The sequence below is a fragment of the Nitrospirillum guanabarense genome, assembly GCF_034653355.1.
Lineage (GTDB): Bacteria > Pseudomonadota > Alphaproteobacteria > Azospirillales > Azospirillaceae > Nitrospirillum.
The window spans coordinates 1,106,069-1,121,918 of sequence record NZ_JAYEER010000003.1 but is presented as its reverse complement, the minus strand read 5'-3'; the positions used below and the strand labels follow the sequence as shown (position 1 = coordinate 1,121,918).

At 60.8% G+C, this 15,850-nt stretch carries 10 protein-coding genes, 1 tRNA gene, 3 pseudogenes and 1 other annotated feature; of the genes and pseudogenes, 5 read left to right on the top strand and 9 right to left on the bottom strand.

Annotated elements, in window-relative coordinates:
* Positions 1–120: 120 nt before the first annotated feature.
* Positions 121–1,476, top strand: coding sequence for a hypothetical protein (locus UAA55_RS14350; protein ID WP_322953540.1), 1,356 nt, complete (start codon positions 121–123; stop codon positions 1,474–1,476).
* On the opposite strand, the gene UAA55_RS14345 is transcribed toward UAA55_RS14350, so the two are convergent.
* The 3 genes from UAA55_RS14345 to UAA55_RS14335 all read right to left on the bottom strand — a co-directional run bounded on the left by UAA55_RS14345 (position 1,424) and on the right by UAA55_RS14335 (position 4,000).
* On the bottom strand, positions 1,424–2,701 hold the full coding sequence (locus UAA55_RS14345) for a hypothetical protein (protein ID WP_322953539.1): 1,278 nt from the start codon (positions 2,699–2,701) through the stop codon (positions 1,424–1,426). The two genes, UAA55_RS14350 and UAA55_RS14345, sit on opposite strands and share 53 nt — an antisense overlap.
* A 109-nt stretch (positions 2,702–2,810) precedes the next feature.
* Positions 2,811–3,581: a hypothetical protein gene (locus UAA55_RS14340; protein ID WP_088872888.1), complete on the bottom strand. Its 771-nt coding sequence runs from the start codon at positions 3,579–3,581 to the stop codon at positions 2,811–2,813.
* Between the two features lie 56 nt (positions 3,582–3,637).
* The gene (locus tag UAA55_RS14335; RefSeq protein WP_050897941.1) at positions 3,638–4,000 is read right to left on the bottom strand and encodes a DUF6152 family protein; all 363 of its coding nucleotides are present in this window, start codon (positions 3,998–4,000) and stop codon (positions 3,638–3,640) included.
* 378 nt (positions 4,001–4,378) lie between these two features.
* Between UAA55_RS14335 and UAA55_RS14330 the strand changes: the two are divergent.
* Together UAA55_RS14330 and UAA55_RS14325 are read left to right on the top strand one after the other, a co-directional pair.
* A pseudogene (locus tag UAA55_RS14330) lies at positions 4,379–5,594 on the top strand (IS3 family transposase).
* Positions 4,659–4,775: a sequence feature (AL1L pseudoknot), on the top strand. Its footprint overlaps the pseudogene before it by 117 nt.
* A gap of 57 nt (positions 5,595–5,651) precedes the next feature.
* Positions 5,652–6,275 carry a hypothetical protein gene (locus UAA55_RS14325; RefSeq protein ID WP_322953537.1) on the top strand — a complete coding sequence of 208 codons (624 nt, stop codon included), beginning with the start codon at positions 5,652–5,654 and terminating at the stop codon, positions 6,273–6,275.
* A 54-nt stretch (positions 6,276–6,329) separates the two neighbouring features.
* Here UAA55_RS14325 and UAA55_RS14320 read toward each other — a convergent pair whose 3' ends face one another.
* From UAA55_RS14320 to UAA55_RS31325, 6 genes and pseudogenes are all read right to left on the bottom strand, one after another.
* The gene (locus tag UAA55_RS14320) at positions 6,330–7,394 is read right to left on the bottom strand and encodes a site-specific integrase (protein WP_322953535.1); all 1,065 of its coding nucleotides are present in this window, start codon (positions 7,392–7,394) and stop codon (positions 6,330–6,332) included.
* 83 nt (positions 7,395–7,477) lie between these two features.
* A tRNA-Glu gene (locus tag UAA55_RS14315) sits at positions 7,478–7,553 on the bottom strand.
* A 388-nt stretch (positions 7,554–7,941) separates the two neighbouring features.
* Positions 7,942–11,004, bottom strand: coding sequence for a DEAD/DEAH box helicase (locus UAA55_RS14310; protein WP_322953534.1), 3,063 nt, complete (start codon positions 11,002–11,004; stop codon positions 7,942–7,944).
* A complete protein-coding gene (locus UAA55_RS14305; RefSeq protein ID WP_322953533.1) occupies positions 11,001–12,848 on the bottom strand; it encodes a phospholipase D-like domain-containing protein in 1,848 nt (615 codons plus the stop codon). Before UAA55_RS14305 ends, UAA55_RS14310 begins: the two co-directional genes overlap by 4 nt.
* Positions 12,845–13,168 carry a hypothetical protein gene (locus UAA55_RS14300; protein WP_322953532.1) on the bottom strand — a complete coding sequence of 108 codons (324 nt, stop codon included), beginning with the start codon at positions 13,166–13,168 and terminating at the stop codon, positions 12,845–12,847. Before UAA55_RS14300 ends, UAA55_RS14305 begins: the two co-directional genes overlap by 4 nt.
* A 509-nt stretch (positions 13,169–13,677) precedes the next feature.
* A pseudogene (locus UAA55_RS31325) lies at positions 13,678–14,013 on the bottom strand (DUF6361 family protein); the annotation flags it as partial.
* A gap of 288 nt (positions 14,014–14,301) precedes the next feature.
* Between UAA55_RS31325 and UAA55_RS14295 the strand changes: the two are divergent.
* Together UAA55_RS14295 and UAA55_RS14290 are read left to right on the top strand one after the other, a co-directional pair.
* Positions 14,302–14,519 (top strand): annotated as a pseudogene (locus tag UAA55_RS14295) (transposase); the annotation flags it as partial.
* 407 nt (positions 14,520–14,926) lie between these two features.
* Positions 14,927–15,778: a hypothetical protein gene (locus tag UAA55_RS14290; protein WP_322953531.1), complete on the top strand. Its 852-nt coding sequence runs from the start codon at positions 14,927–14,929 to the stop codon at positions 15,776–15,778.
* The last annotated feature ends 72 nt before the right edge of the window (positions 15,779–15,850 follow it).

The following is a 15,850-nucleotide window of genomic DNA, read 5'->3' as shown; positions in this document are numbered from 1 at the left end:
CTTGACGATAGGCCCCGGTTTCGCCAGCCTCGTCGCTGCAATGCCGAACTGTTTGAACAAAGGGGGGCGCATTGACACTCCGGATGGGGCAGGACGAGATACCTCCTGCTGGTAACCATTATGCGGTCGAACCTCACCGTGCCAACTGATCAGCCCGGCGATGAGAAAGAAGCGCTGATCGCCGCTGAGGCCTCGCAGTTCCGGGCGGTGCTGCTGGGTGAAAACCGCTCCGTGATCCTGACGCAGCTATTCGACTATCTTTTGGAGCGTTCGGCGGATCGCCGGGCTCCCAAGGAAATCGAAATAGCCATGGCCGTATTCGGCAAGAGCGCGGCGTTCGACACCTCGCAGGATTCGATGGTGCGAGGGCATATGTCCCGGCTCCGCCAGCGGCTGGATCATTTCAATACGGGAAAAAGCGGACCTCGCTTGCAGATCCCCAAAGGGGAATATCGCCTGATCTTGGCCCCCGGGCCTGAGGATACGGAGGAGAAGGAAGCCGTACCCCCTCCTGAACCGCCGCCCGCCCGAAGTGCGGCTTGGCGGCGGCTCGCGGTCATGTTCGCCGCGAGCGTGCTTGGATGGGCTGCCTTCTTCCTTTTCGAGCAGCTGAACCGTGGCCCGTCGCCCCTCTGGCAGACGGCCTTTTGGCGGCCGGTCGCGGTGCATAAACGGTTGCCTGTGATCGCCGTAGGCGACTTCTATGTGGTTGTAGAAAGTGGCCCCGATGGCAAGCCACGGCGCCTTATAATGAATCCTCTAATCCAGTCAGGACGGGATCTCGATAATTACCTGACTCTGCATCCCGACGACTTCAGCAAGCTGCACGATCGCGACATTCACCGGGTGCCGGCGCGCGTGGCCACCGGAGCGGCGGCGATCTTGCCGTTGGTATCGGCCATGCGCGCCGACCACGGCATTCCGGACATGACCCCGGTGTCGCAACTATCCCAGGACGCGATTGACTCGGGGAACGTCATATTTATCGACTATTTCGCACAGCTGGGGACGCCGCGTTCCCCCATCCTTCAAATGTCCGGTTTCGTCCCCAGCCAAAATTTCGATGAGATGAGGGACATAGCCTCAGGCAAAGTATTCACGGCGCGATCCGAATCCGCACAGAATTCGGACGCCACGCATCCAGCCGCGCCGGCCTACGGTTATGACTATGGCTATGTCGCCAGCTATCCCGGGCCGTCGGGCAACCAGATCCTTGTCATCTCCGGCATCGAGGATGCCGGGCTTTCCCGTATGGTCAAGCTTGTGTCCGACAAGCGTGAACTCGACCTGCTGGCCCGTCAGACGCATGGCGCGGCGGCGTTCGAGGCGCTCTATCAGGTCCGCACCGTTGGAGGGCTGATATTCGACACGAGCCTTCTGATCGCGCGACCACTGAAAACGGAGGGCCAGGGACCGCCAGTCGTTAGGGCACGGAACCATTATTTACCGATGTTTCCCAAATCCGGTCGGAATTGATCGGCCGGGCAATCAAAAGCAAATTTCCATAGCTCTGACTGAACATTGTGCGCACCTGGTACAGGGCCTCAAATGATCTGAGGTTCCCTCCGACCCGTTGGCGAAGCTCCTCTAGCTTGTTCGCGTCGGTGACGATGCCGGCCATCTGCGTAACTCCGGCGTCCCCCGTGCCGGAAACGATCAGGACCTGATTACCCGAAGGTCCCGGAAAGCCCGCTATATAGCCATAGTCGCGCCGGGGGATGATCCCGTCATCCAACAGGTAGGGGCTGTCGGAGAGGAACCGTCGGCCGGACGGCCTATCGACCAACTCGTAGCACGTGGTCGCGCAGTTGAATTGCGAAGCGCGGAAAAGCGGGTTCTTCAGCAATGGGTTAAGAGCATCGAGCGCGCCGACATAGACGATATTCGACGTTTTCATGATATTGGGATCAAGCGCCGACGATGCCACAGCGGTGAGCCGGTAATCCTTGAGGTAGGACCACAGCCTGCTGATCGAACCCACAATGTCCGAACTCACCGCATAGAGATCCTCGTTTCTGAGGCTGTCCCTTTCGCTTGCCGTCTTGGTGACATATTCATAAAACGTATCGGCAGAGTCGATGGACGGATCCTGGATGATTTCCTCAACCCCTTTTTCACTCGGCTTGCTGATGAACATGAAATAGTCGCCCATAGCGAAGACGGTGGTTTTTTCCCCGAACGACCGCCAGAACGCCGGTTGGTCAGCCGGGCCGCCAACGCCGATGGTGCCTCTGAAAAGCAACCAGACCAGGGCGACATTCGCTAAAAGCAGGATAGAGGCAGCCACTCGAACGGAGTGGCCATGGCGCGGCCGCACACGTTCGTCTTCGGCAGGCGCTTTTTCATTGTGGTTGGAGGCATCCGGCGATTTGAGGACGAACCCGTACTCGCCCTGCGGAATGATGAGGCGCTTCCCGGGCTTGTCCGCATAATAGAGATCAAGTTTTTTGCGGAGGCGATAAATGCCGACCCGTACCTGTGAGCCCTGGACGCCCGAAGCGGCAGGGCCCCCTGGAAACACCTCCACGGCGATCTCCGTTTCCTTGGGTCGCCGCCCCTCGATCGACTGCCGAAGAAGAAAATCGAAAAGACGCAGGAGGGTTTCGGATCGATTGGAGGCGATGAAATCCCGCACTTCGCGCGCCTCTTCGGCCAGGGCGTGCGAAGTCGCATCGGGTGCCGAGGTACTGATGGTCTTCATTTGCCTTCTTGGGCTGGCTCCGGCGGCGCGCCAGCGGTCAATGGCGCGGCGCTCCAGGGCAAGAGCAGGAGCGCCGCGAGACTATAAAGCGCCCTGAAGCCGTTGCGATTCATTTTACCCCTAGGGACACGGTCCCATCGGAATTGATCACGTCAAGGCGATGATCGCAAACATATTCGGATATCCGGTATTTGTCATTCCGCTTGTATTCATATGTAAAGCGGTATGGCGTATTGAGATATACTGGATCCTCAATGGAGATATCTACCCTCAGCCTGTTGGGCTTGATCAGTCGGTAATGTTCCGCGATGGTCATCGCATCGCTATGAGGAATTTCGAAGAACTGGACGTCCTTCCGAATACCGCGTGTTTTTACAACAAGGGTATCTCCATGCCAATGCGCGGATGAAAAACCATAATATGATGGCGCAAGGTCATCGGGCGCCGGAAACGGCTGGTCAATGTAGACGCGGCGGGTCTGCATGAAAAGCTCCGCCAGAACCGTGATTTGCCCCGGAGTCTGGAGGATCTGGATGGGATAGATGGCTTGCATGATCGTCGGCATGCCTTCAGGCAGACAACGCGTACTAGCGTCAACAAGTGGTGTGCCGGCGTCCAGCGCCGCTTGGCGTTTGGCCTCTTGAGCTTTCCACTGGCTGGCATAGGGCTCCTTCAGGTCGGGTCCATTACCGGGTGGTGGAATGTCGTCGAAGGCGGTGACCCCCTCCGGGAAGGCGCTAGGATAACGTTCCCAGACGCCGGTGATGTTCGGCTCACCCTTGGTGCGGGCGGTGGCCGTATCCGCCAACGCGGTGTCGGCGACCCACTCCGTACAAATAGTCAGCGCAAGAGCGAATCTCGCTATATCTTTAAAGTCCATTTTAGGACCTTCCCTTGTCCTTTTTTATTCTGATACGGGCTTGCAAGCGTCGATCATCACGCTTCCAACTTCTTGCCGTCGGACAGAGTCGCGACTTTGAGCGCTCCTCCCGGCTTGCCGTTGTGTAGCGGGTAAAACACGACGTCGATCTTGTCACCACCCTTGAGCGTATTGAATTTCCAGCCCGTCTCGCTCATGTTTGAAATACTTCCGCATTCCAGCGTGTAGGTCGTCTCGTCACTTTTGACAATAATATAGACGTGTGGATTGCCCCATGTGTATTGAACCACCGTCACGCTCTTGAGTTCGGACAGTTTGTTCTTGTCGAACATGGCGAAGGAATGATGCGCCATGGCGGGCTCCGCGAGCACGGCAGCGCAGATGCCCAAAGCCAGGGCATACTTTCCTATCCTGTACATCCGAAAATCACTCCTCTTCTGCGGCGCAAGGCGCCGCGCCTCACGGCACGGCATCCAAGCCGGGGCCTTGCGACAGCGTCGGCCGAGCCGGCCCGGTACCGTTCTAAAATAGCGGTCGCGATGGACCGGGAAATCGAGAAGCGGTCGTGAAACGGTTGTGCACATGTTGCGTAACATCGCGCACGCCGCATTTTTCCTATACATGTGCCCTGAAAAAGGTGGTCCTTCGTGCTGTCGATCCAAATTGGAACATCCTGCTCCATCAAGCTCGAGACCATCTGTCCGAGGACTGGAGTCTGCTTGACAACTCTATGGGTGCGCGAGGTGAAGCGCGCCGGGATTGTCGGAGGCTTTCACTCCTGAGAGGCTGAAGCCACGATGAGCAAGACGACGAACAAGTTTTCCCCGAAGTTCGGTCCCGCGCGGTGCGGCTGGTGCTGGATCATGAGAAGGATCATCCGTCCCGTTGGGCGGCGGTGATGTCGATCGCGGCGAAGATCGGCTGTTCGGGCCAGACGCTGAACGAATGGGTTAAGAAGGCCGAGGTTGAAGCAGGCACGCGGGCCGGTGTGCCCAGCGATGTGGCGGAACGGCTGAGGGCGCTGGAACGGGAGAACCGGGAACTGCGCCAAGCAAATGAGATCCTGCGCAAGGCGAGCGCGTATTTTGCGGCGGCGGAGCTCGACCGCCGGTTCAAGCCATGATTGCCTTCATTGATGAGCATCGGGGTGCGCACGGGGTCGAGCCGATCTGCCAGGTGTTGCCGATCGCCCCGTCGACCTATCACCGGCATGCGTCGCGGCGTTCCGACCCGGACCGCCTGCCGGCGCGGGCCAAGCGGGACACACGGTTGAAGGTCGCGATACGGCGGGTGTTCGACGAGAACTTCGCCGTCTACGGCGTGCGCAAGGTCTGGCACCAGCTCAAGCGGGAGGGCCACGCCGTCGCGCGTTGCACGGTCGCCCGACTGATGCGGGAACTGGGCCTGCGAGGTGTAATCCGGGGCAAGCCGGTGAGCGACAAGGCAGCGCCCTGTCCGCTGGACCACGTCAATCAGCAATTCCATGCGCCCCGGCCGAACATGCTGTGGCTGTCGGATTTGACCTATGTCGCCACCTGGCAGGGCTTCGTCTACGTGGCCTTCGTCATCGACGCCTACGCCCGGCGCATCGTCGGCTGGCGGGTGTCGCGGACGGCCCATGCCGCCTTCGTGCTCGATGCCCTGGAGCAGGCCCTGCATGAACGACGCCCAGCCAAGCACGGCGGCCTGGTTCACCATTCGGACAGGGGCGTTCAATACGTCAGCATCAAATACACCGAGCGCCTGGTGGACGCCGGGATCGAGCCCTCGGTCGGCAGTGTCGGCGACAGCTACGACAACGCCCTGGCGGAAACCATCAACGGCCTCTACCAGGCCGAGGTGATTCACCGGCGTGGGCCATGGCGATCCTTCGAGGCCGTTGAATACGCCACCCTGGAATGGGTCGATTGGTTCAACCACCGGCGGATCCTAGGGCCCATTGGCAACATCCCGCCCGCCGAAGCTGAGGCTCGCTTCCACGCCATGACGGACACTCCGGCGATGGCCGCCTGACTCAAACCAAAACGCCTCCGACAATCCCGGCGCGCTTCATTAGCGTACCGTTGCGGGTTGTCCACCACCAGCCTGAACAACATTGAACGCGGCCTGACCACGCCCAAGGACGTCACGGTCAACGCCATCCGACGAGCGTTTGAGGAGGAAGGCCTGGCGTTCATCCCCGCCAGCGGCACCTTGGGACCAGGCGTAAGATTATGCTTCTCCACCCCACCAGCTGTCATCGGCGGCCACCCCGTGATCCGCCCGGAAGGACTGAGCAGCGATAGAGTCTGCCGCCTCTTGGGCGAGGCGGTACAGGAACCGGGCTGCCAATCGCTGAGGCTATTCCTGTTGCCGAATAGCGTACCCGGAGCCCATTACAAATATACCCTTAATGCATTGCTCGAATTTGACGACCGGTGTTTGTTGACCGATCGCTCGACATTGTACCTGGCGCTGGACAATTTAAGACGCATGGCGGAGGTCCGAGCGGTCTATGATGCGGCCCTTAAGGGCCAGCAGTTGATGGAGTTCGTCCGCGCGCCCATAGCTCAGGATACCGAACCTTTGGAGGCGGCCGAAGCTCTGGACCTTATTCGCAAGCAGCCGGTCGATAAGCTTGTTGATTTCGAACAGCTGGAAGCCCTAGGTCGCGCATATCCTGCCCTTGTCACCACCGATGCGGAATGGTTCTGAACAGCCATTTCTTCATTAGCGCCTCAAGCATGACCACGCTGTTGAGCTTTACCCTCACGCCAGCCGCTGAGCCAGTTCCTCCGCATCGGCGTGGTAGTACCGGCTCAGCATCGACAGCGTCTTGTGCCCGGTGACCCGCATTAGCTCCAAGGGATTGGTGTAAACCTTGGCGAGCCGGCTGGTCGCCTCGTGCCGAAGGTCGTGGAAGGTCAGGTCGGGGATCTTCTTCCCCACTGTACGGGCGAAGGTGATTTTGAGCGCGTTCTGGTCGACCGGGAAAAGCCGGCCGGCCTTGGCCCCGAACCCGGGGAGAGAACGAATGGCCTCCACCGCGGCACTGGAAAGGGGCACCCTACGCACGTCGCCGTTCTTGGAGCCTACGCCGCTCAAGCCACGGATGGTCATGACCCGCTTCTCCAGGTCCACGTCCTTCCAGTCGAGCGAGCACAGTTCGCCCTGCCGCGCGGCGGTCTCGATGGCCAGCCGGGCTAGTGGCACCGTCAGAGCCGCGTGACGGCCCACCGCAAGCGCCTTGAACAGGATTTCCTCCTCTGCGGGATATTCCTCCTGTCCCGCGATGACGCGGGCGGGCTGCAACCGGCGTTCCCGCTTCCGGTCAGCCCCCTTCGGGCGCGCTGTGAGCTTGGCCGACGCCATATTGTCGACCACATGGACACCCCATTCAGACCGGGCGTGGTTGATGACGGTCGCGATAAGGTTCAGCCGGCGGACGATGGTCGCCGGAGCGTAAGCGGCGGCGGCCATCCGATCACGGAAGGCGCCCACGTCCTTCGACGCCAGCATGGTCATCCGCATCAGGCTGATCTGGTCATCCAGGATCACCGCCAAGTGGCCCCTCTCCTTGACGCCTCCCAGCTTGGTGGGTGTGATCTCCGCCTGATACCGGCGTATCAAGTCACCCAGGGTGTTGCGCTCCGCCTCGCTGCGATCGACGAAGACGCCACGGGAGATTTCCGATTCCATCTCGGCGGCCCAACGCTTCGCGTCGGTCCTGGTCTCGAAGGTTTTGGATTGGGCGGGGAAGCCGGTACGCCGGATCTTCACCTGGTAGCCAATGACCTGGCCGTCCCGGTTCTTCCGGGGGGCGATGGTAGCCATGGGAATGCTGTCTCCGCTGGATGTCCCGCGGATCCATTTGTCCCCAGATTGTCCCGCAAAATCCAGCCGAAACGCTGGAGGCGTGGCGTCCCCTACGGGATTCGAACCCGTGTCGCCGCCGTGAAAGGGCGGTGTCCTAGGCCTCTAGACGAAGGGGACATGAGGCGGATGAAGGGTGATCCATCCTATGTGCGGCCATCCGGTGGATGGCGTCCCCTACGGGAGGTTTCGCCATCTATGGCTCAGCTATTGATTTAGCTGAAACTCCAGCCTCGCGATCTGGAAGATCGCGAATGGCACCACAGTACGTCACGTCTCCGTAGGCTGCAAGAGCTGAAAGTTAAGATCTCGGTGCGGGGGCAAGCGCTGAAGTGTGGGAGGTTAGGGTTATCGCTTCACTATCTTCGAAGTCAGTTGGCATTCAGTCTCGGAGCAACTGCTATGGGGTCGTCTCCTGCCTGTCTGGTTGATGGCCCCCAACTGGGATAACCGCCATTCCCGACATCCACTCTTCGGTATCGGCTGCCGACAACGCGCCCAAGACTGGTCATATGTGCAACGCGGAATTAGTTGCGTCGCTACCGAGAGGTTGCTTAGGCGCCCCTGCTGCCGGCCGGAGATCAAGAGCGAGAGTACTGAGTGCTGCGATCTTCTCGTCACTGCCGCGCGCAAGGTGATTGACCAAATCCTCCTGGTTCGGCTGACCAAGGGCCAGGCGGTACAGCAAACGCTGGCGCTGGAGATGATCGAAGCGCGCGATCTCGCGGCTCTTCAACAATGCCAGAACATGTCGGTCAATATCGGCGTTCTCGAACGTCCACCACGGCGACAGTCCAGTGTCGTTGGCGAACAGCTCCTCGCCGAGTGCAGCAGCCGCATTCCAAGGCGATCGCCCGAACCTGCCGGCAGCCACCGCGTCCTCGCGCACCTTTTCGCCGAGCGGCCGGCGGACCAACAAACCGCCATAGCGCGATATTCGTCCTTCGCGTTGCTCAAGGTCGACCGGGTTCGACGGGAGATCCCAATGGACGATCCGCCGACACCAGCTGTGAAAATCGAGTCCCTCCTGACCGATCGACGTCGTGGCGAGGACATGCGGCCAGAACGGCGTGTTGAAAGCGCGTCTGAGACCCTCGGCACGCGGCGGCACATCCACCTCGGAATCGGAAAGCGCTCGCTCGGTCGTCTCGGCATCGGCCTTCTCCGTGCCGCTGAACGGCACGGCGGCGTGGCATCGCAGACGTATCGTATTTGCGGATGTCGGCATGCCGCGAAAGGTGAACCAGCCGCGCGAGGCGTGCAGCGCCGAGCCGAGCTCGTCCAGCAGCTGCGCGGCATCGACTTGCCCTTGTGCGAGCCAGAAATGCTCGTCGAGCACGCTTTCGAGGCAGCCATCCCGCACCGCGGCGACCAGCACTTCGGTGATGCTGCCATCGCCGAGCCGGCCCCAGAAGACACGATTGTCGAGATAGGTGCGGAGACGATGCCAGCAGAACCAAGTAAGATCGTAAACATGCTCGGCGCCGATAGCCTTCGGAAAGTGGCGCAGAAGCGCGCGACCAACGGCCACGGCAGGCGACGACAGCGCGATCTCGGCGAGGCGGTCAAATTCCTTGGTGCTGATCCACTCAATCGCCTCTAAGTCATCACGCTCCGCGACGATCCGCCCAAGCACGGCTTCATCACCTGCCGTTGCGACCCATGCCGCCTGGGTGGCGTCATAATCGCCCGATTTTTTCTCGATCGCGGCAAGTAGGCTCCACAGTGGGCGGGAGCGCTCTGCGTCTTTCTTCGGCTTATCGCGGACGGCAATTTTGAGAGCGCTCAGCGCGCGGCGGAGCTGGTTGGTCACAGTCTTGAGTGCAGAACTCACCTTTGCGTGGTGACCCTTTAGCGGATCTGTGGTGCGGATCAGGAACGGAGAAGGGTGAAATAGCCCCATCACCGGCAAGCCGGACTGTGGCGCGAGACGCTTGCTCTCCCACGTGCGACGGCGATCGGCGCCCACCGTGTTGAGGTAGGCATTTTCGACCCAAAGGCTCATCAGTGCGGCGACGCTCTGCGGCGTCGCACGAAAGCGGCTGAACAGCAGGACCTTCTGTGAGGGCGCGTTGGCCCATGGCCCCGCGAGCCGCCACCACCGCATTGAGGGCGCGACCCAAGGGAGCGCTAGTTCCTGGCTCTTCGCGATCTCTTGGAGCGCTCGCAGCTTCGCGCTGCCCCAGCCTTCCTTCGCCTCGGCAAGATGCTTGCCTGCCCGCAGATAAGGGGCGCCAGGCATGCGGTCGAACTGGATCTTATCCGCAATCTTGTAGCGGGATCCGAGCGCCTGCGCGGGGAGCGGGACTGACAGCCAGTAGGCTGATGCGGCAGTCTTGTTCCTTGCCGATACCTTACTAGCAAACTGCTTGAACACCCGCAGATCGCACGGTGAGACTGGGAGGGGAATGCAGCGTGTCCGATAATCCTCGCTGGTCGACGGCGGGCGCTCGGTTCGCGCGATGCATGGCCGCAACAGCGCGTCGATGCGGTCGCGTGTAGCTTCCGCGCGCTCGCGCAATAGGTGATCGATGACATCCCCCTCCGCGTCGCCGATCGCCCGCAGGATCTCGCCGAAGCTGGTAAACAGATGCTCGGCTTCCGCGCGGGCATCCTTGCTCCGGGTCAGGAACTCGATCGTCTCGAACAGTTCTTCATGCGCCTGCGGCCCGTCCTTGCCATCCCAGGACTCGCCGTAGAGGCGGTAGGGTGTCGCCGACAGAAGCAACATGGCCGGCTTCTTCCGCCCGATCCCGAGCAGCGCCCAGCCGAGGCGATCACGGGCTGCGGGAGCCAACATCTCTCGGAAGCGCTGAAATTCGTCGAATATGATGAGATCGGGCGGCGTGGCTTCCAGACACGCCTCGGCAAGCAGCCGCCTCAAGACGATCAGGGTGCGCGAGTGGGGTTTGGTGTCTGCAGCAGCGGCAATGCGGTCGGCCAGGCTAGGTTTCTTCTTGCCTTCCGGGTTGAAGCGCGCCTCCAGCGCGTTGCGATAGGTATCGACGAGCTTCGGATCGATACCGCCTATGAGCCGATCGGCGGTGCGACATGCGCCTTCCCAACTCTTTCCGGCGCGCTGCTGGATGAACAGCGCGGGCAGCTTCTCCGACACCCCCGGTACGGCGCGTTGGAGCAGGAGGCCGAGGAATGCCCTTTCGACGGCCGCCCCCGGCGACTGATGCTTGCCTTCGACCGGAAACGAGGTCTGCGGTGCAAGCGAATAAACCCGAAGCAGCGACCGCGGCTCGGTAAGCGGTCGTTGGTCGAGTGGGATCATCGACAGCCGGTCGACCTTAGAGAGCGCCCGCCGCCTAGCACCCTTGTTCCCAAGAAAGTCCACGAGGCGAGATGCATTCTGATCGGAAACGCGCGTGTTGTTGGTGACGTAGAACACTGTGAACGGCTTGGTGCCGCCTCGCGACAGATGACGCAGGACTTCGCGTGCGACCGTGGTCTTGCCCAATCCGACTTCGTCAGCGACGAGGAAGCGGCGGCTCCCCTTGCCGGTGAGCGCCTCGACGGCGGCGGCGACCGTGGCCTCCTGAAACGGGCGTGGGGTGCTACTCATTTCTTCAACAGCACGTCGCGTGCGACGCTCCAGGTCCCCTGAAGCGCCATGAGGTCGGCGCGATCCTCCTTCGAGAGATGCTCGCCATGCGCGAGGACGGCCTCGACATAGCGATCGAGCATCGCGTCGACCCGCCTAAGGGAATTGGCTTTCTGCACCTGATCCTTCGCCCAAGCCGTCAGGATATCCTCGAGCGCGAAGCCGTCATGCTTCCAGCTCTTGCGCCGGCCCACCCTTCCATCCGACTCAACATCCCAATCGTCCTCGGCACCCGCGCCGGCCTTACCCTCCAACATTTCGCGCAGCCAAGCCTGTATGCCGCCGACGCCGAGGAAGCGACTGATCGCCGCGGAATTGCGGTCGCCGTCGATCATCGGTGCGATCGGCACGCGCAGAAGCCAGGAAGCCGTCGGCAGGTCGCCGAGCGTCAGGCGGAACTGGACGAGATCGGTCTGCAGCGAAAGCGGGGCCTCGCCGAGCGCGACCTGCATCGCGCCGTGCTCCCAAGGATATAGCGCCATCGTCGCGAGGCCGACCTCGAGGCGGGCCGAGGCCGGCAGTGATGGTGCCTGTTCACTCTCAAGTGTGAATAGTTTTCTATCGCGCCGGAGCGTCAACGGCATGTCCGCCAGCATCCATCGAACCTGCTCCAGCTGGTGCTTGGGCGCATTGGCTTCCCCCTCGTCAGAGAGCACCTCCAGCAGCGCCGCCGATATCGGTGTGGCGGAGTTGATGATCGCGATGACGCCGTCTATCTCAGCGATGCCGCCGCTAAACCGGGCAACCGCCTCTGCATTGTGGCCCGACCAGGCGCGATCCGTGGCGTTGGCGCTGCCGGCGACGATGTCGATGCGCCCGCCGTTGATCGAAGCGAACAGCTTGGCATGCAAACCGGAATGCGCCGTGCCGGCCTGCCCCTCATCCTCCTCATCGGTCGCGGAATTGCGGGCGGCTTCGCGCGGGATGTCCTCCACATCACTCCCATTCGGGCTCGGCACGGCGAGCGAGAGCAATTTGAAGTCGGATAGGCCGGCGCGCCCGTCCGCCCCGAGCTTGCGTACCGCTGACAGGGTCGTGACGAGCGTGCGGTCGGAGCAACCAGCCGTCATATCGTTGAGTGTGGCGGCGAACGTGTCGCACAGGAAGGGGCTCAGGACCACGATCTTGCGAGCTTCCGGCCTGTCAAACGGCGGCACCGGCTCTGCGTCGCGCGTCCAGAGATCTACGCTGTCCACATGGATGCCCTCCGGGGCCATCCACCGAACCGTCTTTAGCTCACCCGCTAAATCGTCGGGATCGAGGTCGGCGAGGCCCGCCTCCCGCGCCAAGGTCGCACCAAGCGCGTCGATGCCGCTGATCGCTTGGCTTCCCTTGCGCCGGCGGCTTTCGCCGTCGAGCACGAGCCCAAGATCGAGGTCCCGGCTGGTCGTGAGGTTGCGGCTGCCTATCCAGAAGCGCCAGAAATGGTGCAACTTGTCGTCCTCGTAGCAGATCAGCGCGACCTTCGGGTGCCAGCTGTTCGAGCGCTCGCGATACGGCATCTCGACCACGAACTGGTCGAGCACTGCGGCGATCCGTGGAAGCTTGGGGCCGCGATGGATGCGCCCGCGCTGGACGATGAACCGGACCCGGTCGCGCAGTGCCTCGATTGCACCGGCAAAGTCGGACTTATTCCCGCTGGCATTGTCGCGGCCGCGCGCATGCAGGTTGAGCAGGGCGCCTCCCAGCACGATCGGATCGGCTGAATAGGCGGCAAACAGCGCGAACCGCGTGCGCATGAGCTTTGGCGGTCGCAGCAGTTCGAGAAACGCCTGGCCCGGGAAATCCTTCGGAGCCTTCTTCATGCGCCCACGAGATCCCTGAGCAACATCTGCACCCGGTCCCATCGATAGTGGAGCGGCTCGCCGCGCGGATGGTGATCATTGTCCCAGTTGGCACGCTGATCGAGCCCGGATTGATTGCGCGACAGCCGCGCGCGGCGGCCCTTCCGATGGATCTCTGCATCACGGTACACCGCCTCGAGCCGCATCGGATCGCTATGCCCGGCGCGGATCCACGACAACGTATCGCCCAGCGCGACCGAGACGACGGGCGAGAATTCGCTCCTGTCCTGCATGTCCTCGAGAAAAGCCGTCCAGTCGAGCCGGTCGGCCTGCCCCCCCATCGCTCCAGGACCTCCGGCAATGCGTCGCGCTGGGTCGAGGAGCGCTTGCTTCCGTCTAGCGTGTCGCACAGCGTCTCGACCTGCGCAGCATAGACAGCACGGCCGATCGCCGCCAACGCGGCGGCCCACCCCGCGCGCTCGAGCGCCGGCCGTTCGGTTTCGGCAAGGTCACGGATTTGGGGACTCCATGCGGTCCGGCTCGATGACACGTCTTGCCCGACCAAGAGCGAAAAGATCGACCGAGCCCCCGGGTTCTTCGGTGAGGTGAGGCTTCGCAGCCGCTTCGCCAGGAACTTCTTCTCTTTCGCGGTGAGATCGAAGCTGAGCGTGCCTTCCCCCTCCTGATACCATTCTTCGGGGGGCTCGGGACACACGAAAGGCCAGGAGATACCGTTCAGCAACGTCCCCTCGTCGTCCTTCAGTGGGCCGCCGGCTTTACCGGAAACGATGCGCTCGACCTGATACCGGCTGAGTGGCCCTGTCCCCTCCTGCTCGCGCACAATGCCCCAGCGTTGCAGCGCCCCCCAATATACCTGGCTGGGACGCTGCTCGACAGGTAGGGGGTAGTTTCGGATGCCGATGACGCCGAACGGTTCTTTCATCAGCCGCCCCGTGAGCAGATATTCGCGGCGCATTACACTGTCTTGGGTCCGCTGCCCCCTTGCCGGCTTCGCTTGTTCGTCTCGGTAGAGCCAAGGCACGAACAGGACGTAACGCAGCCGGGTGTGCAGGACCGAGGTGCCAGGAAAAAAGCGGTCAGCATAACGCTGATGGACGATCAGGAAGCCGATCTCGTCACGGACACCTTTTTGATCCGCGTTCATGAACTTGCGCGCATCGCGCATCGCGTCCGGCGAAAGATATGTCATCCCGAAAGAAGCCAAACTCCACTCCCCAATGCCTCGTCACCGAATAAAGGAGAAAGCCGCGTGGAACCAAGGCGTTCTCGTTGAGCTTGTATCTGCTTGCACGCCTCCTCGGCTCGAGCATCTCAAATTCTGGTGCATAAGCAACAGTGAATCCACCCACTTTCCATCTTTGCGCGAAATATACGGACCAGGATTTCCCAGATGACTTCGTGGTTTCGTGACGCCTGATTGTGAATCAGGCATAAAAATCAAGGTGATGTTTTTGGCAAGAACGCGGTGAAGTGAACCCGGCTGTCATGCCGGACGATGAAGGCCAGCGCGGTACGGCTCCAGCTTCACGCCCTGGCCTACAACCTGTCCAATTTCCTGCGCACCTGGCTCTGCCCGACGAGATTGAAAGCTGATCGTTGACTACCATCCGCGATAAGGTGGTGAAGATCGGCGCGAAGGTGCTCGCTCGCGCCCGCTACATGACCCTTGAGACCATCGCCCCGCTCAGCGATGATCCAGCCATCATGCTGGCAACCATGGCAGCATGACACAGCCGGCTATGCCGGAGAGCACGACGCCAAGGCGCGAGCTACACCACGTTCGGGGACGCGATCACAAGCGATAGGCGAAGTGTGTCCAACCTGTTGCAAAGCAGCCTAGAATTGTTCCACTGAGGCCCGGTCATGGCCGTCGGATTGGCGATTTTGCTGCGGCGAAAGCTGTCGCCGCGCCACTCCGCCTTTCGGTTGGACAAGGATCAGGCTATTCTGGCGAAAATCGGGGGCGGATGGCCATCCATATGGGAAATCTCGATTGAACCAGCTCTGTGCGACGGAAACACTAACACTGTATTCACCGATTAACCCCATGCCAGAGGCGATGGATTAGGAGAAAAACGGTGCTTGTCAAAGCTCTTTGCTACGAAACGGGCCTTATCGAACCAGCCGAATTGGCGCGAGACAAGCGTCGGGCAGGAATAGAGCATCATTATCTGTGTACTTTCAAAGACTGCTACGTGGAGGTTCATCCGAAGAAAAGCAGTCCAGCGAAAGGACCAGGGGTTCATTTCTATTCCGCGCAGCCACACGGGCATAAATCGTTGTGCGAGCATTACAATGAGCCGCGGAATGGCGACGGAACGGGCGTTCCTCCGCCGAAGAATCCTGAGACTGAGGAACCACTCATTCCGTCTGTTCTCGGGTTGATCGAACAACTGCCCAAGCGGAAGTGGAACGGGATACCGAATCCGGCTGAAGTGGCATTGATTTTGGCAGAGGCTCGTGCTGCAGAAATCCCAGGGACTCTGGAGCAAGTCGTAACGGCGTGGGAGACACTCGCGCCGGAGGTACGCAAGACCACAACGCTCCGAATTAACAACGTATGGACGAATTATAACGATGCGTTCGTACACATTAGTTTAATGCGTGACCCAATCGAGAGTAGTGACTGGGAAAATCGTATCATTTATGGAGAATATAATTTTACGCCAGGAAAAGTAAATGGATATTTTTTTGCCGATTCTAACGAACTATTCACTCTGGATTCAAAAAAGGTGAAGGTATCACTCCTTATCCGGCCAGAAATGTACGCGGATGAAAAAAGCTATGTTGCTGAGGTGTGCGCACGCGGCTCCGGAAATCTTTTTTGGCACGGTCCTGAGCCTCGTCCGTCAAAAAAGGGCAGATGGTTCGACTTGCAAATATCCGGCGACGGCAGATATGCGGGCTTTGCGCTACGCGACCAGACATAGCGGTGACTAACAGGCTGTTGAAGAAGTCAGATTTTTTGGGCTTTTAGGGTGACCTCGTCATCGTTGTCGTAT